Source organism: Erysipelatoclostridium sp. An173, from assembly GCF_002160495.1.
In the GTDB taxonomy this organism is placed as follows: Bacteria; Bacillota_I; Bacilli_A; order Erysipelotrichales; family Coprobacillaceae; genus Thomasclavelia; species Thomasclavelia merdavium.
In genome coordinates, this window is the sequence record NZ_NFKR01000012.1 from 43,481 (window position 1) to 67,133 (window position 23,653).

At 28.1% G+C, this 23,653-nt stretch carries 19 protein-coding genes; 14 read left to right on the top strand and 5 right to left on the bottom strand.

From position 1 onward, the window contains the following. The first annotated feature begins 29 nt into the window (after positions 1–29). From B5F09_RS07110 to B5F09_RS07120, 3 genes are all read left to right on the top strand, one after another. The gene (locus tag B5F09_RS07110) at positions 30–1,352 is read left to right on the top strand and encodes a replication-associated recombination protein A (RefSeq protein WP_087373170.1); all 1,323 of its coding nucleotides are present in this window, start codon (positions 30–32) and stop codon (positions 1,350–1,352) included. A 78-nt stretch (positions 1,353–1,430) separates the two neighbouring features. Further along, the gene (locus tag B5F09_RS07115; protein WP_087373173.1) at positions 1,431–2,270 is read left to right on the top strand and encodes a DUF368 domain-containing protein; all 840 of its coding nucleotides are present in this window, start codon (positions 1,431–1,433) and stop codon (positions 2,268–2,270) included. Positions 2,271–2,373: 103 nt separating this feature from the next. Then, positions 2,374–3,441 (top strand): molybdopterin-binding protein, encoded by a 1,068-nt coding sequence (locus tag B5F09_RS07120; RefSeq protein WP_087373176.1) that lies wholly within the window; start codon positions 2,374–2,376, stop codon positions 3,439–3,441. 454 nt (positions 3,442–3,895) lie between these two features. Here the strand turns inward: B5F09_RS07120 and B5F09_RS07125 are convergent, their stop codons facing one another. The 3 genes from B5F09_RS07125 to B5F09_RS07135 form a co-directional block, all read right to left on the bottom strand. Continuing rightward, positions 3,896–4,795 carry a restriction endonuclease gene (locus tag B5F09_RS07125; RefSeq protein WP_087373179.1) on the bottom strand — a complete coding sequence of 300 codons (900 nt, stop codon included), beginning with the start codon at positions 4,793–4,795 and terminating at the stop codon, positions 3,896–3,898. Between the two features lie 133 nt (positions 4,796–4,928). Further along, complete coding sequence (locus tag B5F09_RS07130) at positions 4,929–6,722, bottom strand: flavin reductase (protein WP_087373182.1); 1,794 nt, start codon at positions 6,720–6,722, stop codon at positions 4,929–4,931. Positions 6,723–6,792: 70 nt separating this feature from the next. Further along, positions 6,793–7,686, bottom strand: coding sequence for a LysR family transcriptional regulator (locus B5F09_RS07135; RefSeq protein ID WP_087373185.1), 894 nt, complete (start codon positions 7,684–7,686; stop codon positions 6,793–6,795). Between the two features lie 303 nt (positions 7,687–7,989). Here B5F09_RS07135 and B5F09_RS07140 point away from each other — a divergent pair, with 303 nt between their 5' ends. Then, positions 7,990–9,267 (top strand): adenylosuccinate synthase, encoded by a 1,278-nt coding sequence (locus B5F09_RS07140; protein ID WP_087373190.1) that lies wholly within the window; start codon positions 7,990–7,992, stop codon positions 9,265–9,267. Between the two features lie 12 nt (positions 9,268–9,279). After that, complete coding sequence (gene guaA, locus B5F09_RS07145; protein WP_087373193.1) at positions 9,280–10,827, top strand: glutamine-hydrolyzing GMP synthase; 1,548 nt, start codon at positions 9,280–9,282, stop codon at positions 10,825–10,827. A 193-nt stretch (positions 10,828–11,020) separates the two neighbouring features. Here the strand turns inward: guaA and B5F09_RS07150 are convergent, their stop codons facing one another. Together B5F09_RS07150 and B5F09_RS07155 are read right to left on the bottom strand one after the other, a co-directional pair. Further along, positions 11,021–11,923 carry a hypothetical protein gene (locus tag B5F09_RS07150; RefSeq protein ID WP_087373196.1) on the bottom strand — a complete coding sequence of 301 codons (903 nt, stop codon included), beginning with the start codon at positions 11,921–11,923 and terminating at the stop codon, positions 11,021–11,023. Next, positions 11,920–12,642, bottom strand: a complete 723-nt coding sequence (locus B5F09_RS07155) for an MBL fold metallo-hydrolase (protein ID WP_087373199.1) — start codon at positions 12,640–12,642, stop codon at positions 11,920–11,922. Before B5F09_RS07155 ends, B5F09_RS07150 begins: the two co-directional genes overlap by 4 nt. Positions 12,643–13,002: 360 nt before the next feature. Here B5F09_RS07155 and B5F09_RS07160 point away from each other — a divergent pair, with 360 nt between their 5' ends. The 9 genes from B5F09_RS07160 (at position 13,003) to B5F09_RS07205 (ending at position 22,959) form a co-directional block, all read left to right on the top strand. Further along, positions 13,003–13,380 (top strand): GntR family transcriptional regulator, encoded by a 378-nt coding sequence (locus tag B5F09_RS07160; protein ID WP_087285801.1) that lies wholly within the window; start codon positions 13,003–13,005, stop codon positions 13,378–13,380. A 13-nt stretch (positions 13,381–13,393) separates the two neighbouring features. Further along, a complete protein-coding gene (locus tag B5F09_RS07165) occupies positions 13,394–14,251 on the top strand; it encodes an ABC transporter ATP-binding protein (RefSeq protein WP_087373202.1) in 858 nt (285 codons plus the stop codon). After that, on the top strand, positions 14,248–14,889 hold the full coding sequence (locus B5F09_RS07170; protein ID WP_087373204.1) for an ABC-2 transporter permease: 642 nt from the start codon (positions 14,248–14,250) through the stop codon (positions 14,887–14,889). The genes B5F09_RS07165 and B5F09_RS07170 overlap by 4 nt, the downstream gene beginning before the upstream one ends. Positions 14,890–15,170: 281 nt before the next feature. Then, on the top strand, positions 15,171–15,461 hold the full coding sequence (locus B5F09_RS07175) for a metal-sensing transcriptional repressor (protein ID WP_239404278.1): 291 nt from the start codon (positions 15,171–15,173) through the stop codon (positions 15,459–15,461). A gap of 14 nt (positions 15,462–15,475) precedes the next feature. After that, positions 15,476–16,798 (top strand): MATE family efflux transporter, encoded by a 1,323-nt coding sequence (locus tag B5F09_RS07180; protein WP_087373209.1) that lies wholly within the window; start codon positions 15,476–15,478, stop codon positions 16,796–16,798. A 442-nt stretch (positions 16,799–17,240) separates the two neighbouring features. Next, entirely contained in the window at positions 17,241–19,127 is a 1,887-nt protein-coding gene (locus tag B5F09_RS07185; RefSeq protein ID WP_087373213.1) for a P-loop NTPase fold protein, read from the top strand. A gap of 614 nt (positions 19,128–19,741) precedes the next feature. Next, the gene (locus B5F09_RS07190) at positions 19,742–20,578 is read left to right on the top strand and encodes a hypothetical protein (protein ID WP_087373216.1); all 837 of its coding nucleotides are present in this window, start codon (positions 19,742–19,744) and stop codon (positions 20,576–20,578) included. A 3-nt stretch (positions 20,579–20,581) separates the two neighbouring features. Further along, complete coding sequence (locus B5F09_RS07195; RefSeq protein WP_087373218.1) at positions 20,582–20,776, top strand: hypothetical protein; 195 nt, start codon at positions 20,582–20,584, stop codon at positions 20,774–20,776. 1,457 nt (positions 20,777–22,233) lie between these two features. Then, positions 22,234–22,959, top strand: a complete 726-nt coding sequence (locus B5F09_RS07205) for a MerR family transcriptional regulator (RefSeq protein WP_087373224.1) — start codon at positions 22,234–22,236, stop codon at positions 22,957–22,959. The last annotated feature ends 694 nt before the right edge of the window (positions 22,960–23,653 follow it).

A 23,653-nucleotide genomic window follows, 5' to 3' on the forward strand; every position in this document is an offset into this window, starting at 1 on the left:
TATAATATTGTTGAATGGAAGTGAAAAATGTGAAACAAAAATCGTTATTTGAAGATATGTCAAAAGAACCTTTAGCTAATCGATTACGACCAGAAACCCTAGAAGAATATGTTGGTCAACAACATTTAATTGGTAAAGGAAAAATATTATATCAATTAATAAATAGTGATATTGTTCCCTCAATGATTTTCTGGGGTCCACCGGGAGTTGGGAAAACAACATTGGCAAGGATTATTGCCAATCAAACCAAGGCAAAGTTTATTAATTTTAGTGCTGTAACAAGTGGTATTAAAGATATTAGAAAAGTAATGAAAGAGGCCCAGGAATTGCAAGATACTGGACAAAAAACAATTGTTTTTGTTGATGAAATTCATCGTTTCAATAAAGCTCAACAAGATGCCTTTTTACCTTATGTAGAAAGAGGTAGTATTATTCTAATTGGGGCAACGACTGAAAATCCTTCATTTGAAGTTAATTCAGCGTTACTATCTAGATGTAAAGTATTTGTTTTAAAATCATTAAATGTTGATGATATTATGAAGTTATTAAAATATGCATTGATTAGTCCTAAAGGATTAAAATCATTGAATGTAAATATTGATGATGATCTATTATATATGATTGCTGGATTTGCCAATGGTGATGCTAGAGTAGCTTTAAATACATTAGAGATGGCAGTTTTTAATGGAACATTTGAAGATAATCAAACATTTATAAATAAAGAAATTATTGAACAATGCATTAATCAAAAATCATTATTATATGATAAAAAAGGAGAAGAACACTACAATATAATAAGCGCATTACATAAATCAATGCGTAATAGTGATGTAGATGCTTCAATTTATTGGATGTCAAGAATGATTGAAGCAGGAGAGGATCCTTTATATGTTGCTCGTAGATTAATCCGTTTTGCTTCAGAAGATATTGGAATGGCTGATAGTCGTGCTTTAGAAATTGCTGTTGCTACTTATCAGGCATGTCATTATATTGGTATGCCAGAATGTAATGTGAATTTGGCACATTGTGTTACTTATTTGGCTTTAGCACCAAAATCAAATGCTTTATATGTTGCTTATGAAAAAGCTAAACGAGATGCTTTAAAAACAATTGCTGATCCAGTACCATTGCATATTCGTAATGCCCCAACTAAATTAATGAAAGAATTAAATTATGGAAAAGGCTATCAGTATGCTCATGATTATAGTAATAAAATTACTGATATGCAATGTTTGCCAGATAATATAAAAACTCATCGCTACTATTATCCAACCAATCAGGGAACTGAAGCTAAAGTAATAAAAAGATTGGAACAGATTGCTTATTTAAAAAAACATTTTAAAGATGGATAGTTTAATTTCTTAAAAATAACTTGTGATAAAGCCATTATTTTATTATAATTAAGCAGGTATCGAGAAGGGAAGGTTAAAATGATAAAAAATATTATTGGTGGTATTGCTATTGGTATTGCCAATGTCATCCCTGGTGTCAGTGGGGGAACAATGATGGTAATATTAGGAATCTTTAATCGGATGATGGAAGCGATAAGTGGAATTTTTAAACGAGTAAATCCTAATCGTAAGGATGATATTATCTTTATATTTCAAGTATTAGTTGGAGCAGCAATCGGGATTGTTGGTTTTGCAAAAATATTAGAAATATTATTCGAATACTATCCTACCCAAACAATTTATTGGTTTATTGGTTTAATTGCTTTTAGTATCCCATTATTTGTAAAAGGAGAAATGAAAGGTGAAAAGCTGGCTATTGTTCCTTTTGTTTGCGGTCTAGCAATAATTTTTGGATTAGAATTTTTAAATCCTGGTGAAGGAAATACAGTTGTTAATCCTGATTTTCCACCACTTAGTTCTGGGCTTTTTATTAAAATGGTAATTATTGGAGCAATATCAGGAGTAACAATGATTATGCCTGGTGTTAGTGGTAGTATGGTGTTATTGATTTTAGGTGAATACTATTTATTCAAGTCATATTTAGCTCATGTAACAAGTTTTAGTCTTGATGTAATTATGCCGTTAGGTTTTATGGCAATTGGAATTGCTTTTGGAATTGTTGTTAGTGCTAAATTATGTCAATATTTTACTAGAACACATAAAGCAGGATTCTTAAGTTTAATTTTAGGTTTAATTATTGCTTCTTCATTGGTATTGATTCCTTTTGATGTTAGTTATGATTTTAATTTGATTTTAACATCATTATTAGCAGCACTTTTTGGTGGTATAATTGTATTTGGTTTATCAAAAATTCAATAATGAAAGATTGCTACGAGTAGCAATCTTTTGTTTTATAATGATTAATGGTGGAAAAATATATAAAAAGAATTATAATATAATTGTTATTCCAGGAGGTTAGCAAATGAACGTAGAAATAATTAATGTCGGAACAGAACTTTTATTAGGAGAAATTGTTAATACAAATGCTACTTATATTCAAAAAATGTGTAAGGAGCTTGGTTTTAATGTATATTTTCAAACTACAGTTGGTGATAATCATGATCGTTTTAAAGAATGCTTAGATATTGCTTTTAAAAGAGGTGCTGATTGTGTAATCACAACAGGTGGATTAGGACCAACCCAAGATGACTTAACTAAGGAATTGTCAGCTGAATATTTAGGATTAGAGTTAATATATTTAGAAGATGAAGCAAGCAAAGTTTATGAAAAATGTCGCTTTGTTAATGGAAATGATGATGTACCAGACAATAATTTTAAACAAGCTTATTTTCCTGAAAATTGCTTTGTCTTAGAAAATGAAGTTGGAACTGCTAATGGTTGTGTCATGTCAAAAGATAAAAAAATGATTATCAATTTGCCAGGGCCACCAAAAGAGATGAAGTTTGTTGTTGATCATGTTTTAAAAGATTATTTAAGCAAATATAAACAAGATATTATTTATACTGTGGATATTTTAACTATGGGAATTGGTGAAAGCAAAGTTGATGAAATACTAGCAGATTTAATAGATCATCAAAGTGATGTAAGTATCGCATTATATGCTTCAGAAGAAACGGTAAGAATTCGTTTGGGATGTAAGGCTAGTAATCAAGAGAATGCTGATAAAAAGATGGAACCAATCAAAATTGAAATAGAAAAGGCACTAGGTAATTTCATTATTAAAGAAAAGAATTTAAAAGAAGCATTAGCTAAGATTATGCCAACGTATTTTATATATTATGATTGTGATGATTTTAAATTACGTGATGGATTTAGTTTGGGTCATGGTGCTAGAAATGATTTGATGAATATTTATATTGACACTGAAAAACATAAATTAGGAACTATTATTAAAATCAAATTAGAATATCATGATCAAGTTGATTACTTTAAAGTACCATTATTAAATGATCCGACATTATCATACAATAAATTAGAATCTAAAATAATTGAACGTGTTTATCGTTTATTAACGCAAAAATTAAATTAATATATTTTTAGATTGTTTAAAGATATTTATTAAATAATTTTACTATATTATTTACAAAATTTTTCTTTAATAATATTTATATGTTAAGATATTAATATATCAAAAACTATTTGTCGATGTCTATTATGTAAATAAAGACGGAGTTCGACTGTGTGTATTATGAAATAATACAAATACTATTATGGTTATTGCTAAATGATAATAGAATAAATATATTTGTTTGTTAATTCTTATTAAACGTTATTAAAGCTATTAAGAAAAAACGGGTTATTAATCTAATCATTTGATGAAATGTAAATCAATAACAAATACTGCAGGTTTAGATTTGATAAAAATAATTAAATCTTAGTTTAAAGTAAATGAAACCTATGATAATTAGTTGTATAACTATAGATCATAGGTTTTTTTATAATTTAATAGTATTAAGTTGGTATCTTAAAATAGTAGTAGATAATTAGACAAGATCATTATTAAAATAATCAACATCTATTTGTTTTATTTCATATGTTTTAACAACACTTACTCCTAAATTGTATTGGATCATTAGATTAGTTAACATTTTTCCATCAACTAAAACAAGTTTAACTTGAAGTTGCTTTTTTGCATATTCTAAAGCTTCGTTAGTAAATGTAGAAGTAGTTATAAACAACCCTTTAGTACCACCTTGACCAGCGACAGCTCCTAAAAACTTTTGTATTTCTGGTCTTCCAACACTATTATTCCAACGTTTAGCTTGGACATAAATATTTCTAAATCCAAACTTATCTTCCTTTACAATTCCATCAATTCCTTCATCGTTACCATATCTAGTGCGTATTATTGATTCGGTATCAAAAGCATATCCCATTTTTTCTAATAAATCTAAGACAAGTTTTTCAAAGAAAATTGGTTCTTTAGAAAAAATTAGTTCTAATAATTCATCACTTAAACGAGATGATATCATTTTTAGTGACATGTCAATATTTTCAAGTGGGGTGATATTCTCTTTATTAGAATTTCGCTCAGACATTTCTTTATACCGTTGAAAAAATTCAACAAAATTATCATATTTCATTAGGTATTCATCAGTTATTTTTATTCCAGATTGTAAAACTGACTTACCTTCAGGAGTAATTTTGAAAACTCCTCTTTTTATTGTTTCTAATAAACCTGCTTTGACTAAATATGTTTTAGTCCATCCTAAACGATAGTATATAATTGTTGATTTGTTATTATCTAACATTAAATTTCTATCTTCAATTGATAAATTTAATAGATCAGATACTTCGCTAACAATATCTTTTAAGCGCATTTCATCATGATTATTTAAAACCTTTAGAACTTCATTGTACATTTCGTTATATTTAGGTATCATAGTAAGTCTCCTTATAATATAGTTTACTATTATTATATCTTAAAAATAAGAAGAGTTGTTATAAAATTATCACAAATTATTTATAAAATAAGAAAACCTACTAGAATTGGATTCTAGTAGGTACTATGAATACTTAATTTTCAATTGGTTCAAAATCAGCAACACCATGTTTACAAAGTGGGCAAATATAATCATCTGGTAGTGTATCACCTTCGTAGATATAACCACAGATTTTACATACCCATCCTTTTTTACCTTCTGTATTAGGTTTTGGTTTTACATGATCTTGATAATATGTATATGTCATTGTTTCTTTATCTGACATTACTCTAGCTTCAGTTACTTTACAAATAAACATACCATGAGAACCTAAATCAACATAATTTTCTACTTCTAATGAAATAAATGCATTAATGTAACGTGGTAAGAATGCTAGACCGTTATCTGAATGTAATGGTTTGAAATCAGCAAATTTATCTGCTGTTCTTCCGCTTTGGAAACCAAAACGTTCAAAAATACTAAATGGTGCTTCAACAGAAAGACAGTTAACATTCAACTTACCTGTTTGTTTAATTACGTGATGTGAATAGTTTTGTTTATTTATATTTACTGCAATTCGATTAGGTGAGTCACTAACTTGAGTTACTGTATTAACAATTAAACCATTATCTTTTTTACCGTCATTACTTGTTACTACATATAAACCATAACCGATTTTAAACAATGCTGACATATCATGTTTGTTAGCTTTGTCGTCAGATTGAGCAATATAATCACGACATAATTCATCAGCTAAATTATCTAGTGCTTCAATAGTGTCGCTTTTAACTGCTGATTTGATAGTTACTGTTGTGTCAGTAAATGTTAAATTTTTACATCCAGAAAGCATTTCTTTCATTACTTTAGCAGCTAGTGGAGACCATGTTCCATTTTCAATTAAAGCTATAGTACGTTTTTGGTAATTTCTTTCAGTTAAGTGATTGATGAATTCTTTCATGAATGGGAAAACATCAGCATTATATGTTGTAGTTGCTAAAACTAACTTTCCATAACGGAAAGCATCTTCTACAGCTTCTGCCATATCACAACGAGCTAAATCAAATACTGATACTTTTGGGCATCCTCTTTCAGTTAATTTATTAGCTAATAACTCAACAGCTTTTTTGGTATTTCCATAAACTGATGTATAAGCAATAACAATTCCTTCACTTTCAACACTGTAAGAAGACCAGATATCATATAAATTAATATAGTATCCTAAGTTTTCTTTTAATACTGGTCCATGTAAAGGACAGATGATTTCGATATCTAAACCAGCAGCTTTTTTTAATAAAGCTTGAACTTGAACACCGTATTTACCAACAATTCCGATATAATAACGTCTAGCTTCGCAAGCCCAATCTTCTTCAACATCATTAGCACCAAATTTTCCAAAACCGTCAGCTGAAAATAAAACTTTATCTTTATTATCATAAGTTACCATAACTTCTGGCCAATGAACCATTGGTGCAAAAACAAATGTTAAAGTATGTGAACCTAAAGTTAATGATTCACCATTTTTTACTTGTAATTTCTTTACATTAGGATCTAAATCAAAAAATTGATCCATCATTGTAAAGGTTTTAGCATTAGCAACAATAGTTGTTTCTGGATACGTTTTGATGAAATTTTGAATATTTGCAGAATGGTCTGGTTCCATATGTTGTACGATTAAATAATCAGGTTTTCTATCACCTAAAACATCAGCTAAATTATCTAACCATTCATGAGTAAAATGAATATCTACAGTATCCATAACTGCAATTTTTTCATCCATAATAACATACGAATTATAAGCCATTCCATTAGGAACTACATATTGTCCCTCAAATAAATCGACCTGATGGTCATTAACACCTACATAACGAATATCCTTTGTAATTTCCATATTCAACTTCCTTTCTTTTTCCGTCAATAAAATTATAGTATATTAGTATATTTAAATCAAATAAATAATATTAGTAATTAATATTGTTTTGATTATCATTTGCAATAAGTTCAATGAACTTATTGGTCGCAACTGATTGAGTCCTTCTTTTTAAATATGCATAACCAATTGATCGTCTTGGTAAGCTGGAAATTGTTTTAACTTCATGAAGAATATTTTGATTTAAATATTCTTGAGAAAATTCTTTTATAACACAAGAAATTCCTAAGCCAGCTTTAGCAAAATCTAATAATAAATTATGGGCACCCAATTCAATAGAAGGATTTAATAAAATTCCTTTTTTCGCAAAGAAGTTATCAATTCGGTTTCTAGTATTTGATGATTTTTCAAAAAGAATTAGTGATTTTTTCGCAAGTTCTTCAAATGTATATATATGCGGATCTTTTTTATTAGAAACAAAAATATCTTGAACTTGGAAACATTCTTTAATGATCAATGCATCATCTTTGATTGGTAGATTTAAAAAACCTAGATCGATTTGATCTGTTTTTAATAATTCCCGTGTTTCTAAACTAGTCCGATTTATAACTTTAATTTTAACTCCGGGATATAGCTGTTTAAATTTTACAATATAATCAGTTAAGAAATATTCACTAAAAGTATCTCCAGCACCGATTGTTAATTGACCATCTTTTAATTCATGAAAATTAGATATCTGATTTTCAACACTAGTAATAATTGCTAGTGCTTTATCGATCTGCTGATGGAGCAGCTTACCTTCTTTAGTTAAACTGACTCCTTTAGAATGCCTGATAAATAATTGGGTTTGTAATTCTTTTTCGATACTGCTGATAGTTTGCGAGACAGCAGATTGTGAAATGAATAGATTTCTAGCGGCAATAGAAAATGATAGGGTGGTAGCAGCTTCGTTAAAAATTTTATACTGTTCTAATTTGATATACATTTTAGTTCTCCTTAATAACGATGTGTTAATATTTAATGATCTACATTATTATTTTACATATTATAAATTAAAATGCCAATTTTATTATTAAAGAAAAATAACTAAATGATGTATTATTATATAATTATTAATGTATTAGTATTACTTATATCATAAATATGATATATTAATTTTACTAATAGCTAAGACTATAATATAATTAGTTAGTAAAGTAGATAAACTCTTAGATTATGATTAATTTTTAATGCAATTTATTTGTTTATTGTATATAATGTAAGAGTAAATAAGAGAGGTGTGAATTTAATGGCTGGAGTAGTCGTAGTTGGAAGTATGTGGGGCGATGAAGGTAAAGGAAAAGTAACTGATTACCTTGCCCAAAAAGCTGATGTAGTAGTTCGTTATGCTGGTGGAAATAATGCTGGACATACGATTGTTTATGATGGAAAGAAATTTGCATTGAAATTGATTCCTTCAGGTATTTTTAGTGGTCATGAAGTAATTATGGCTAATGGAATGGTTGTTAATCCAAAAGCATTTTTAGAAGAAGTTAAGTATTTAAATGATGCAGGAATTGATACAAGCAAAATTAAAGTTAGTGATCGTTGTCATGTTATTTTACCTTATCATTTAGAAATTGATGCTATTCAAGAAGAGCGTAAAGGTGCTAATAGTATTGGAACAACTAAAAAAGGAATTGGACCTTGTTATACTGATAAATATAGCCGTATTGGTATTAGAATGGGTGAGTTTGTAGATGAAGAATTATTCTTAGAAAGATTAAAAGAAACTTTCCCAATGAAATTATTAGAATATCCAGAATTAGAAGGTAAATTTACAGTAGAAAGTATTTATAATGAATATAAAGAATATGCAAAAGAAATTAAACCTTTAGTATGTGATACTGGAATGTTATTAGATCAATATTTACAAGAAGATAAAAAAGTATTGTTTGAAGGGGCTCAAGGAGCAATGTTAGATATTGATTATGGTACATATCCTTTTGTAACAAGTTCACATCCAGGTGCTAATGGTGTAAGTGAAGGAACAGGAATTGGACCTTTATATATTAAAGAATCAATTGGTATCATTAAATCATATACAACTAGAGTAGGAGCTGGACCTTTCCCAACTGAATTACATGATGAAATCGGAGATTTAATTCGTGAAAGAGGTCATGAATATGGTACCGTTACTAAGCGTGCTAGAAGAACTGGATGGTTTGATGCTGTTGTAGTTAATCAATCTAGAAGAATGTCATCTTTAACAGGGATTAGTTTGATGTTATTAGATGTTTTAAGTGGTTTTGAAACTTTAAAGATTTGTACTGCTTATAAATATAAAGGTGAAATTATTCATGGATTACCTTCAACTATTAAAGGTATTGAAGAAGTAGAACCTGTTTATGAAGAAATGCCAGGATGGGAAGAAGATATTACTAATGTAAAATCTTTTGATGAATTACCTGTTAATTGTCAAAATTATATTAGAAGAATTGAAGAATTAATTCATTGTCCAATTGTAATGTTCTCAGTTGGTCCTGATCGTGAACAAACAGTAGTATTAAAAGATATTAAATTTTAAGGAGGTTAGTGTGTGAAAAGAGAGTTAGTTATTGTTATTGACTTTGGTGGACAATACAATCAATTAGTAGCTCGAAGAGTTCGTGAATGTAATGTTTATTGTGAAATTTATTCATATAAAACTGATTTAGAAACAATTAAAAAAATGAACCCTAAAGGTATCATTTTAACTGGTGGTCCTAATAGTTGTTATTTAGAAGATTCTCCTACATATCAAAAAGAATTATTTGAATTAGGTATTCCAGTACTTGGATTATGCTATGGTGCTCAGTTAATGCAACATGTTTTAGGTGGTAAAGTAGAACGTGCTGATGTAAGAGAATATGGTAAATCTAATCTTATTATTAGCAAACCTGAATCTAAATTATTTAAAGATGTGCCAAAAGAAAGTATTTGCTGGATGAGTCATTTTGATTATATTTCTAAGATTGCTCCAGGTTTTGAAATTACATCTTATACTAAAGATTGTCCGGTAGCTTCATGTGAAAATGAAGAGCAAAAATTATATGCAATTCAATTCCATCCTGAAGTATTACATACTGAATATGGTAAAAATATTTTATCTAATTTCGTAATGGATGTATGTAACTGTTCTGGTGATTGGCGTATGGATTCATTTGTTGAAGAACAAGTTAAAGCTATTAGAGAAAAAGTTGGAAATGGTAAAGTATTATGTGCTTTATCTGGTGGAGTTGATTCATCAGTTGCTGCTGTATTGCTTTCAAAAGCTATTGGTAATCAATTAACTTGTGTATTTGTTGATCATGGATTACTTCGTAAAAACGAAGGTGATGAAGTTGAAGCAGTATTTGGTCCTGAAGGACATTATGAATTAAACTTCATTAGAGTAAATGCACAACAAAGATATTATAATAAATTAAAAGGAGTAACTGAACCAGAAGCTAAACGTAAAATCATTGGTGAAGAATTCATCCGTGTTTTTGAAGAAGAAGCGAAAAAAATCGGAGCTGTTGATTTCTTAGTTCAAGGAACTATTTATCCAGATGTTGTTGAAAGTGGATTGGGTGGTGAATCTGCAGTTATCAAATCACATCACAATGTTGGTGGTTTACCAGATGCTGTTGATTTTAAAGAAATCATTGAACCATTACGTGATTTATTCAAAGATGAAGTGCGTAAAGTAGGTTTAGAACTTGGAATTCCTGAATACTTAGTATTTAGACAACCATTCCCTGGACCAGGTTTAGGTATCAGAATTATCGGTGAAGTTACTGAAGAAAAAGTTAAAATTGTTCAAGATGCTGATGCAATCTATCGTGAAGAAATTGCAAATGCCGGTCTTGATAAAACAATTGGTCAATACTTCGCAGCTCTTACAAACATGCGTTCAGTAGGGGTTATGGGTGATGAAAGAACATATGATTATGCAATTGCTTTACGTGCAGTAAACACAATTGACTTCATGACTGCTGAAGCTGCTCAAATCCCATATGAAGTATTAAATAAAGTTATGTCTCGAATCATTAACGAAGTTCGTGGGGTAAACAGAGTAATGTATGATATCACTTCAAAACCACCAGGAACAATCGAGTTCGAATAAAAAGGTAACTTAAAAATAGCCGATAAATAAAGCATATTTTGAATATTAAAAAGAAAATGACCTTAAATTGACCTTAAAAAGTCAAAGAAGGGGTCATTTTTTTGCTTAGATAAAAAGAATTGCCAAATTCGGCGATTAAAGCAGTACTCAATATGTACTTGCTAAAAGGTGTTTGAATGATATATAGTTTGTTTTATATTTCATCAAATTCATCATTTATGATTTTACGGTACTCATCATAATAGTTTTTTATTAAAATCAACAATTCATCTAAACTACTAATATCTTTTTCATATGATTTATATGAAGCTTTGATTTTTTCCATAATTTCAACTATTTCATCATCGTTAATATAATATAAATTTTCATTGATAGATTTGATAGTATCGTCATCAATTTTTTTAGTCTTTATTACATTATTTAATATTTGAAAGCATTCATCAATATAAGGATACTCAAATTCTACATTTGAACATCCAATTAAATCAGCAAGTTGTACTCTTTCATAACTGTAGTTATTCTCATCATATAATGTTTCAATTTCGTCTATTAACTCTTGTGGAATGTTTCCTTTTGAAATATTATCTATATAACACATGACTAAAGGAGGATCAAAATCTAAAGGTGGAATTTCTTCGATAAATTTCAAATAAGCTGATTGATCTTTACAATTTCTTAAATATATTAACAATTCTTTAAATGAAATTCTTTCATTCAATTTTCCTTCGATTAATGAATTTTTTCTATATTTTCCTAAAAAAACTTTTTCAACTTTTGATCCATTTCTAAGTTCGTAAGTATAGGTATTATTCTTTTTACTTCCTTCTATGATTAATTGGTAATATTTGTTGAAAATACTTCCAATTACTCTTCCTAAAAACTCTTTAATATCATCAGTTAGTAGAATACAGCCATCAGTGACGCTTCTATGAATTTTATGAATATGTTTGTTAATATATGTATTGAACATATCTATTTCAACATTATTATTTCCATTAACATTGTATCTTTCATATCTAGCTGATTTATAAAAATGTTGAAGTAATGAGATTAAATCGTTTTCTCGAGAATTTAAATTAGGATTTGCACAAATCATTTTAATTTATAAAGCTTTATTTTGCGTATGTAATTTATGTTTTTTTTCAAATTATCTGGTCTAAATGGTTTTCCATGTGCAGGATAAATCCAATTTGCTTTTTCGTCAATCAGTATATTCCATGAATTTCGAAAAGCATTTTTATCCTCAATCCATATCGTGATTTTTCTTAGACTCGGTATACCATTCATCGCAGCATCTCCACAAAAAATAATATCACCTAATTTAAGAGAAATGGAATCACAAGTATGTCCTGGTGTAAATAAAATCTTTCCTTGTAATATATTCTCCAATTCTGTTAAATTTTGAGGGGTTATTTCTATAAACCTATTAATATATTTTTTGTCGATTGCAGGGAAGAGATGATTACCATGGCCGACAATCCTCATGAACTTACAAAATATCAATGCAATCAAACTGCTACAACCACCAACAAATGAATTTTGTCCTCTTAATAGCGTGGGCATAGCAAGGTGACTTATGATAACCTTTAATTCGGGATATTTCGATAATAGTTCGTTTAAGAAACCTGCATGGTCATCGTGAGCATGAGTTAAAAAGATATATTTAATTTCAGAAAATGCTATACCTTGCTTATTAGCTCTTTTCTCTACGTTTTTCATACTGTGTTCATATCCTGTATCAATCATAATATATCCATTTACCGTATGATAGATGTAAGTGTTCATTACCCTGCTTCCTGCATTATATATATCCATAGTTAATTCTCACTTTCCCATTTGACAAATTCAAATTTATCAATCAAAGATTGTTTAAAAGTACTGCATGATTAATTGTCATGTACATTATAAACTATGTAGATTTTGTATACAACAAAATCTACAAGACTTGAAAAAATACAGAAATTCGCAAGCTAATCTGAACTTGTGATAATTTTAGTTATGAAGAGGACTAATTTCACTTTTTTTCTATAATGTAAAATATTTAAATTAGCAACAAAAACTAAATATAATAAATATGTTAAATTTTATAGATTAAATTAGTGTTGACATTTGATCTTGATGTAATATAATGTACATGTACAACATGTACATTCATGTACAAGGGGAGGTGAAGTAATGCAAATATTAATCAGTAATAATACAACCACGCCTATTTATGAACAAATTATTACACAAATAAAAAGTGCTATTATGAGTGGAGAATTAAAATGCGGTGACTCACTTCCCTCTATGAGAGCTCTAGCAAAAGAGTTACATATTAGTGTGATCACAACTCAAAAGGCATATGAGGAGTTACAAAGAAGTGGATTTATTGAAAGTGCTGCCGGTAGAGGTACATTTGTTTCGTCTCCTAATAAAGAGCTTATTTTAGAAGAACAGATGAGATTAGCTGAAGAAAAACTTCAAGAAGCTGCAAATATAGGACGTTCCAATGGAATACCGTTAGATAAGTTATGTGAATTATTGACAATGTTTTATGAAGACGATGAGTAGAAAGGGTATTGTTATGAATGCGTTAGAAATAAAAAATATTTCAAAAACATATAAGAATTTTAAATTAGATGATATATCATTTGTTTTACCATGTGGTCATATTATGGGATTGATTGGAGAAAATGGTGCAGGAAAATCAACGATCATCAATTGTATTTTAGATATCATTGAAAAGGATTCAGGAAGCATATCTGTTTTAGGGCAAAAAAATGACAAAAACAATGTATCACTAAAAGAAAATATAGGAGTAGTATTAGATGCTAGTGATGTTTATGATAATTATACTGTAAAGCAAGTTGAAAACATTATGAAGGATGTTTACAAGCAATGGAATCATGAAGTCTATGATTATTATATTCAAAAGTTTGCACTACCGTTAAATAAAATGATCAAGGATTTCAGTAGAGGAATGAAAATGAAGATGGCTATTACCATTGCTTTATCTCACCAACCTAAACTACTTATATTAGATGAAGCAACGAGTGGTTTAGATCCAATTATGAGAGATGAAATTTTAGATGTCTTTATGGAGTTCGTGCAAGATGAGAATCATGCAATTTTATTATCATCACATATATCTAGTGATTTAGAAAAAATTGCAGATTACATTACATTTATTCATGAAGGTAAACTTATTCTATCTACCTCTAAAGATGAGCTTATTTACGAATATGGTCTAATGAAATGTCGTAATGATGAATTTGATAAGATTGAAAAGGAAGATATTATACGTTATCGTATAAAAACTTATGAAGTAGAAATTTTGGTTAAAGACCGAGAAAAAATGGCAAAGAAATATCCAAACTGTATAGTTGATCCAACAAAACTGGATGATATTATGATGCTGTATGTGAAAGGAGAACAAATATGATTGGACTTATAAAAAAAGACTTATATTATTTGATGACAAGTTGGAAAGTTATAGTTTTATCAATTGTTATTATTGCTTGGTTTGCTACTACTAAAAATATTGGTGCTATTATAATTACAGTTTTACCAACATTTTTTGGGTTAAGTATTCTGGGGTGTATTCAGCAAGATGCTCAAAAGAAATGGTATGAATATTATAAGATACTTCCTATAGTTCCTAATCAAATTGTTGCTTCTAGATATTTAGCTTATTTATGTTTTGTAGGTATTGGTTTTATATTTGCAGCTATATATGGATATGGAGTTCAAATTAGTTTAGGAATTGAAAGCTTAGGTAAAAACTTTACGATGATGCAAGCTTTTCAGCTTGGAGGTACACTTGCGTTAGGTTTTGCTTCGTTTTTTATTCCTGCAACTTATTATAATAAAGGAGAAAAAATGGAAGTATCAATGATCATAAGTAGTTTTTTCTCTTTTGGAGCGATATATCTGGCATCGAAACTACTCAAATTTATAGGAGTTAATTTAATGGATTATTCGCATATAATTATTCAAATACTTTTTGTTGCATCGATTATAGCATTTATAATTTCATGGCTTATTTCTAATTTCATATATAATAAGAAAAGATATAACTAATAATTATAAAATTATGCGATAAATTGAACAATGCAGAACTTAAGATTGATAGAAATAGATTTTTTATGAGCTAGATGATAATCTTTTCTGTTATGATTGAGCAAGTGATTTACTAAGAAGTTTAATGGTCTTTCAATTTTGCTAAGAAAAGAAGTGACTTTAAAATGACCTTATTATATATTGAAATATATATTTTATAATAAATTTGTAAACTAAGAGAAGTAAAATATTGAAAGGAATAGAAAATAATGTTAATATTTCCATATCCCCCTATGGGGGATATGGAAGGAGTAGATACAATGCAATATGAACATGACGAACAATCTAAAAAAGCGGTTGTAAATCGACTTTCAAGAGCAATTGGACATTTGGAATCAGTCAAACAAATGGTAATTGATGATGAAGATTGTTCAAAGGTCCTTGTACAACTTTCTGCTGTACAATCTGCCTTGAAAAATACAAGTAAAGTTATTTTAAAAGATCATATTGACCATTGTATTATAGAAGCTGTAAAAGAGAATGATGATGAAACAATTGAAGAACTAAAAAAAGCGATAGATAAAATGATTTGATCGGAGATTTATTAATGAAACGTATAAGAAAAACAGAAATAATTACTATTTTATCTCTAGCATTTCCGATCATCATAGAAAATATTTTACAAACGCTTTTAGGAACAACGGATACATATTTTGCTGGAAAACTGACAGACAATGCGATTGCCGGTATCAGTGTGACAAATATTATAATGAATATATTTATCTCATTTTTTACAGCGATTAGTATTGGTACGACTGCTGTTGTTTCAAGAAACTATGGAAAAAAGGATTATTCAAAAACAAATCATGCAATCGTCCAGTCTATTATTGTTGGAACAGCACTCGGGTTAATTGTAGGTGTAATCTGTCTGATTTTTCATAATCCAATTTTACATCTTTCGGGTGCTGATGAAACAGTAATGGAGTACGCAATTCCATATTACTTGGTAGTTGCTGTTCCATCTGTATTTCTTTGTCTGCAACAGGTTTTATCGAGTTGTTTAAGAGCCATAAAAGATACAAAGACACCTATGTATGCAACAGGCTTCGCAAATATATTGAATATCATCTTAGATATGCTTTTTATTCAGATTGGACTAGGTGTTGTAGGTCTTGCATTGGCAACAACAATTTCAAGAGTTGTTGGTATGTTTATATTACTTTATAAACTACAACATCATGATAGTGAAATTAAATTTAGTAAATCTGATTTCAAGGCAGATAAAGAAATTATACACTCATTGTTAACTGTTGGAATTCCTGCTGGAACAGAAAAGGTAATTATGCGTATCGGGCAATTAGTATATAATGGTATGATCATATCTATAGGAGTCAATTCCTATGTTGCCCATAATATTGCAGGCACGATTGAAAGTTATTCTTATATTCCTGCTATGGGATTTGGATTGGCAATTTCAACTTTAGTGGGAATATCTTTAGGTAAAAATGATTATAAACAAGCTGTTCATGATACATGGATAGGATATGGCCTTTCCTGTGTTTGTATGATGATCATAGGCATGATATTTTATGTTTTTGCTATGCCACTGGCTTCTTTATTTACTTCTACAAAAGAAGTACAGGTGCTTGTTGCTGATGTTTTAAGAATCATTGCATTTTTTCAACCTTTTTCTGCTTTAGTCCAAGTAATCACTAATGCACTACAGGGAGCTGGTGATACCAGATTTCCAATGTATTCTACTTTTTTAGGTATTTGGGGAATACGTCTAGGAATAGGTTATATTCTTGCTATTCCTTTCGGACTAGGACTTAAAGGTGTATGGTATGCCTATGCACTGGATTTAACAATCAGAGGTATTCTTTTATTGATAAGATTTTGTAGAGGAAAATGGAAAACTATAACATTATAAGTGGAAGTATCGCCATATTCTTTCATAGTAAGATAATTTAATAAGCTTATATTAGTTTGATTAAATTGTTATTGATACAAAACTATTGAAAATATGATACGTTTTTGATACACTTATTTTGTCAAAAGTGTAAGAAATGAAGAAAATTGAACTATTTTTGTGTTAATTAAATATATTATTGACTGATATATCGGTTAATAAAGAATTTGAGATGTAGAGTTCGAATAAATATATTGTATCCGGTGGTTTGCAGGTAGCATATAAAATAATCAAATCTCTTTCCTGAAATAAAGGTAAAGAGATTTTTTTAATGAAAGTAGGGAAACTTACTTCTTTTAATTTGATCATTTTAACTTTGGCTAGAGCAAAGTCTAGCTACGTAAAAGTTAATGCTTGTTTTGTTTGAAAATGATATAATACCTAACAGGATGGTGAAAATAAAATGAATACTAAAAATGATGATCAATTGATGGAGGCATTAGAACTATATTTAAAAGACAATACATATAATTATGCTGTAATGATTGATGGTCCTTGGGGATGTGGAAAATCATATTTTTTAGAAAAGAAATTTATTCCTAAATTAAAAGAGGATAAGCGAAAATATGTTTATATTTCTTTCTATGGAATGAACTCACTAACTGAACTAAATAAACAAATTTATCTGCAAAATTATCTTGGAAACGATGAAGTTGAATTAAAATCAAAGTTATTTGGGTTCGGTAGTTCACTAGTTTTTGATCTTATGGAATTAAAAGGGGTAGATACAGAGAAAATTAATACAGTAAAAGATTTAGTTAAAAGTAAGATTCCTATTCAAAAAAATACAGTATTAATATTCGACGATTTAGAGAGAGCTTTAATTAGTGCTAATGAATTGTTAGGATTTATAAATGGATTTGTAGAGCATCAACATTTAAAAACTATAGTAATTTGCAATGAACAAGAGTTGGAAGATTCACAGGATAACATAGAATTAAAATATTTAATTGCTGCAAAAGATACTATCTCTTTTACAAAAGCAATTTCTGATGATGATTTATTTAATGGGTTCGGGCGTTATCCAAAATCAGGAACTGAAAAAAAAGATGCATCAAAAGAAATAATAAGTATTGATGAACTAAAGAATAGAGTAAATAAACTTTTTGATGAAAAAACTGGATATAAAAAGATTAAAGAAAAAGTTATTGGTAACACCTTTTATTACTCTTGTGATTTAGAATCTGCTTGTGAGTCTATACTTGATTCTTTAAATACAAATGAAGATTCCAATAATAAGGAAATTGAAGATTTTGTTAACCTAATGAAAACTCATCTTCCAAAATTTTGTGACATACTAATGCAATCTCAACACACTAATTTAAGAACCTTTCAATTTTATCTTAGTAAGATGATTCAGTTTTACTATGTTCTTAAAGAAATTAATAATTCGCATGCGGATGCTATTTTTGAAGAAAATATACAATTTGCACTGCAAGAATCAATTAGATATAAATCGGATATACAAAATTTAAATAGTCTAGATTTTATTCAATTAGATATTGCGGATTACATAGCAGGGAGAACTTCGATTAGTTTAGATTTCGTAAATGACTTAATAAAAAAATATGAACTTTTAAAATCAGAAGATATGATTTCTCAAAATTTAACTATTATTTATAATTGGTGTGATTACAATACCAAAAAAATAAGTAAAGCATTTGATAATTTAAAAAGTAATTATTTTCAAATAGATCACATTCATTATAGAAGATTATTATCCACGCTAGCTATGATTGAACATTTAGGAATAATCGATGTTGTTCGTATAGATGATTTTTTAGAATCAATTAATTGTGTATTACATAGCCAAGAGAATGCTAAGAATATACTATATGAATTAAAATATACTGTTTTAGAATTACAAATCGAAAAAGAAATATATCAAAGATATATTAATAAATTAAGTCATCCTAATAACATCGAAGTTGTAAATCCATTACAAATGTGGGTGAATGATCAATTTTCTTGTACATCTGTTCAGAATAGTTTGTCAGTCTATGATTATGTTTATCTAAATGATGAAATAACAAATAAGATTATTCAAAAAATTCAAGAAATTAATGACGGTTTATCAATTTGGAAATTATATAGTATTTTTGATTATCTTTTTATTGAAAATCATAATGTATGGAATAATAGTATTAATGTAGAGAAAAACCTACAATCTATTGACCATCTTATAAAGCAGGTGAATCAATATATTAACAATAATCAAACCATTGATAAAGTTATCTGGTATTCGCTAAACAAGCTTGTTATACGTTTGGAGAATATCAAAAAAAATTAACTAAATAAAAAAATTCTTAAATAAATTATTTCCTTCTTTCTCATAGTGCGATGTGTGTATCGACTATGTAAGCAGCAACTAAATTGATATTTAATTTAAAAAAATTAGGACTTATTTGAAATCAGATAATGTCTATATAGAAGGAAAGGTGAAGATGATGGATTATTTGTTATTCAATTGATAGTTAGATGTATTCATGTATCATACGCAGGATGAATATTCAGTAATCTATTTGGCATGGGATATCATAGAAAATAAATTTGCCGATTTTCGGTATAAGGGAAAACTAGGTTTATTTTCCTTAAAATATACCGTATAGATTAACTTTAATCAGGTGTTTTCAAAATCGTGATTATTGTTATAAAATCATTTGGATAATTTAGGTGAAAATTGTGTGAAAACAGGGCCTTTTCTGACGAAAATCAGCGATAATATAGGCATAAAATTCATCAAAAAAAGACATTTTTGTGTGTAAAATGTCTCTGTAGAAAAATACTTGGGCGAGTTCGAGTAGTACAAAATTATATTATTTATTTTATATAGCAGGTAGTCCATGGGGGTGCCTGTTGTATAAATTTTACAATTTATGTAGATATTTGACAGGGGGTGTTGTTATGAAACGGTTAAAATTAAGCTTTTTTTTGACTAAATATAGAATCATTATTATTGTAGTATTAGTAATAATATTAGTTGGTGTTGTTACATTTGGGGTATTGCAAATAGATAGCGATAAAATTATGGGGAATTCAACTTTATTTGGGGTAATAGGAACATTACTAGGGGCCTTAATTGGTGGTGTTTTTTCGTTGATGGGTTCAGTTTGGGTTAATTCAAAGCAACAGCGAGCAGTACAGAATGTGAAAAGGAAAAACGTTATTTATAGCCCATTATACGATGAATTGGTAGATATTCAAGATCATATTCTTAAAAAAAATCCATATCCTAACTATATATTTTTTAAAAAAGAAATACAGACTATTTTACCTCATCCAAAATTTACAGCATGGAGACGAATAAAATCAGATACTCGTTATTTAGAAGTTCCCGATGTTTTGGTTAAACAAATGGAACAATTAGAAGAATCTATACATTACTATCAGGAAGTTCGTCAGAAGGCAAATGATGAAATACAAAACATTTTAAATAGTGTTTTAAAAGATAATAATTTAAATACTTGCAGTCTTATTAATGTTGGAAGCATTATATCTGGAGATATATTGAACCAAAATGAAATTGATATTTATCATAAAACAATGGAAATAGGGAATGAAAAAACTATAGATGAATTTACAAGAGAAAAAATAAACAAAGAAATATATTATAGATGTAACAATGCGCAGGCTATCATAGAGGTTAGAAAAAAATATAAAGAGTGGCTTAACATCCAAAGGCAAACTATTGAAATGTTGAGTATATTGATAAAGCAGGTATTAGTACGATATGAGGGATAAATTATGTTGACAAAAGGTCTAAGAAAACAAGATATTGAGAGAAAATTATATGAAAAAATAAATTCCGATCCAGATTTAAAATATTATATAGATAATGATTATATAATCAAATTGGTAGATTTATTGATTGAAGGCATATCAGAAATAATAGAGGAGAATAATAGGAAGTTGATTGACGATTTGTTGCGAAAAAAATAATACGGTGTAGATATAATGTGGTAACCTTTAGACAACAAAAATTCTGCAAACCAAAATAACAGATGTAATTGAAGTGAATACTGCTGTGAATCTATGTAAAACTTAAACAAATATAGTTAATGTTATTGGAGAACACGCCGAATTCGAATAGGGCTAGATAATCAATGATAACAAATAAGTAGTTGTATAAATTGAAACAACTTATTTTTGTATTAGTTTAATTATCATGATATTGTATATCAAATTGAGTACTTAATTTGAGTTCGTTTTGAGTACAAAACAAAATTCAAAGTATAAAAAATGATATATTAAGTAAATATTAGATAAAATTAATAAAGAAAAGCAGTATGATATGTGTAAATGATTTGCAGGAATCAAGTTGAAATAGTATTAAATATTTTTTAAAATTTGTGGTACTATTTTGGTACTAAGTTGTGCTGCAAATAAAAATAAACAGAAGATTGTAAGATAAAATTACACTAAATATTGATTTAAAAGTACTCATTAAATCTAAAAAATATTAAAGCTTATCATTTGGGGGTGATCAATTCTTTTCTTATTTGTTACAGTTGTTGTCAAATATATTTATAATTGCTCCATTTTATATTGTGATGTATACATTGTTTTTTGCTTTAGCAATATTAATCAGAAAAGAATCTATTGTGATAGGAGTAAATATTGCTTTATCAGTGGTATTGACAGTAGTCCCTCAAAGATTTTTAGCTGATTTAGAAATGCTTAAATATACACCAACTATACAAATTCAAATGTTATGTCAAAATCCGGCTTTTGATACCACTTACTTGGTCTTATTATTACTAGGAACATTATTTTGCATATTTATTTTATATATAGTCATTCAGTTGTTTAAAAGAATTGAATTTTAAATATCATTAGCAACACATAAAAGGCACTGATTCCCTAAATTCAGTGTTTTTTGTTATTCGTGTTGAATAGAATTTTAATTTATTGATATAAAATTTTTATTCAATTAAGAGTATTGAAGAAGATAATGTTTGAAATAAATGAGATGGTACAACGAAATTTAATATGAAAAATCCATGAGTAGCCACTATAATTATTGTCTTTGTTGAGGAATTTTTAAGAATAAAATGGTAATATTATTACTAATCAGCATACATTTGGTATCAGTTAAGAAAGATTTTTAGTCAAAATGAATTCCTATTTATGAAAAATATTATCTAGAAATGAGTACTTTACCAAAAATATTCATTTGATGAAGTCATCAAACAAATACATAAGTAGTTACTCTGATATAATATTGTGATAGACAAATGCAATAATCAAAATGTTTAGTTTAATTAGCTGGTATTTAATAAACTATACTATGTTGATAATAATAAAAATTTGATAATACATCCACGTCATACCTTGTATGTTACGTACCGTAATATTATATAATCTAGGTAAAGTAATAGAGAAAGGATCTGAAATATATGGAAAAAGAAAATTATACAACTGGTGAAATTGCAAAAATATGTAATGTTAGTAGAAGAACAGTTCAATATTATGACAGAGAGGGAATTATTCAACCTTCTAAAATCAGTGAAGGAGGAAGAAGAATTTATTCTAATGAAGATTTGCAGAAGTTTAAATTAGTTATTCTTTATAAAAATCTTGGTTTACCGTTAAAAGAAATAAAAGATGTTTTATGTTCAGAAAACAAATATAAAATCATAACAGATATACTTACACAACAAAACAGTAAATTAGAAAAGCAGATATGTGAAATGATTGATTTGAAGAAAAAAATATCTATTTTACTTGAAGATTTGAAATTAAATAAAGAAGTTTCTGTTTTAAATTCTGATGAATTAAGTAAATTGATTCGTCATAAAGAACACCATGAAAAAGTTGGAAGATTGACATACTTATTATTAAGTTTATATATAGTTATAATTGTAATGAGTGGTTATCTAATTTCTATTCTTGGAGGATTATTTTCATATATAATAATAGCAATAGATATAGCGTTTTTATTATTTTTAATTTATTTTCATTCTTCACAAAATGCATATGTATGTCCTTATTGCAAATATAAATTTACTATTAATTTTTTTCAAGATATGTTTAGTTTTAATAATGGTAAAAAAGGAAAATATTTAAAATGCCCAAATTGTCATAAGAGAAGCTGGATATCGGAGACATATAAAGAAAATTGACCTTAAATTGACCTTATTATATTTTGAAATATAAATTTTATAGAAAATTTGTGAATTAAGAGAAATAAAATTGGTATCTTAATTTAAAAAGATTAGTGAAAAAATATGAATTCATGGAGTTCGAATAGTATATAGAATGTAAAAAAGCCTTTAAATAAAGGCTTTTTAATGTTTAGGTGAGGATTGCTATCCATATATATTGAAACAGGTCTTTACTTAAATGAGTAGGACTCTAAAATTAATTTTCTTCAGGATAAGATACCATCTCTTATACCTATTTTTGATGAGTTGTTTTTGCCGCTAATAGTAATTCGTAAGTATTTAACATTATTAATGTCTGCTGGAATATTTACGGGCTGTTTATAGGTTAAATTATTATACTGTTTTAAGAGCTTGCCTTGATCATCTGAATATTTGAATAGCTTTTATCTAGTGAAAATTCTACAGAAATCTCGGTACTGTATTTTTATATAAGTATTACCTCATTGTATTTATGGTAGTGTCAAAAATCAGTAAACCGATACAAATACACTCCTATATCAATTTGTATATATAAACAGTAAAAATGATCACTGATTATATCTTTTTGATCATCTTTTTTACGATTTTACTAAAAAAGATGAAGATTCCGTGCTATACTTGTTTCTCCACAAAAACTACGAAAGGACGGTTTCTTCATCATGGAAAGTATAAC

Coding starts and splice junctions, on each gene's coding strand:
- B5F09_RS07125 (WP_087373179.1), bottom strand. CDS start 4,795: ATGATACCTAAATATAACGAAATGTACAATGAAGTTCTAAAGGTTTTA.
- B5F09_RS07135 (WP_087373185.1), bottom strand. CDS start 7,686: ATGTATATCAAATTAGAACAGTATAAAATTTTTAACGAAGCTGCTACC.
- B5F09_RS07140 (WP_087373190.1), top strand. CDS start 7,990: ATGGCTGGAGTAGTCGTAGTTGGAAGTATGTGGGGCGATGAAGGTAAA.
- B5F09_RS07165 (WP_087373202.1), top strand. CDS start 13,394: ATGAATGCGTTAGAAATAAAAAATATTTCAAAAACATATAAGAATTTT.
- B5F09_RS07195 (WP_087373218.1), top strand. CDS start 20,582: ATGTTGACAAAAGGTCTAAGAAAACAAGATATTGAGAGAAAATTATAT.
- B5F09_RS07170 (WP_087373204.1), top strand. CDS start 14,248: ATGATTGGACTTATAAAAAAAGACTTATATTATTTGATGACAAGTTGG.
- B5F09_RS07120 (WP_087373176.1), top strand. CDS start 2,374: ATGAACGTAGAAATAATTAATGTCGGAACAGAACTTTTATTAGGAGAA.
- B5F09_RS07160 (WP_087285801.1), top strand. CDS start 13,003: ATGCAAATATTAATCAGTAATAATACAACCACGCCTATTTATGAACAA.
- B5F09_RS07205 (WP_087373224.1), top strand. CDS start 22,234: ATGGAAAAAGAAAATTATACAACTGGTGAAATTGCAAAAATATGTAAT.
- B5F09_RS07175 (WP_239404278.1), top strand. CDS start 15,171: ATGGAAGGAGTAGATACAATGCAATATGAACATGACGAACAATCTAAA.
- B5F09_RS07185 (WP_087373213.1), top strand. CDS start 17,241: ATGAATACTAAAAATGATGATCAATTGATGGAGGCATTAGAACTATAT.
- B5F09_RS07190 (WP_087373216.1), top strand. CDS start 19,742: ATGAAACGGTTAAAATTAAGCTTTTTTTTGACTAAATATAGAATCATT.
- B5F09_RS07180 (WP_087373209.1), top strand. CDS start 15,476: ATGAAACGTATAAGAAAAACAGAAATAATTACTATTTTATCTCTAGCA.
- B5F09_RS07155 (WP_087373199.1), bottom strand. CDS start 12,642: ATGGATATATATAATGCAGGAAGCAGGGTAATGAACACTTACATCTAT.
- B5F09_RS07150 (WP_087373196.1), bottom strand. CDS start 11,923: ATGATTTGTGCAAATCCTAATTTAAATTCTCGAGAAAACGATTTAATC.
- B5F09_RS07115 (WP_087373173.1), top strand. CDS start 1,431: ATGATAAAAAATATTATTGGTGGTATTGCTATTGGTATTGCCAATGTC.
- B5F09_RS07130 (WP_087373182.1), bottom strand. CDS start 6,722: ATGGAAATTACAAAGGATATTCGTTATGTAGGTGTTAATGACCATCAG.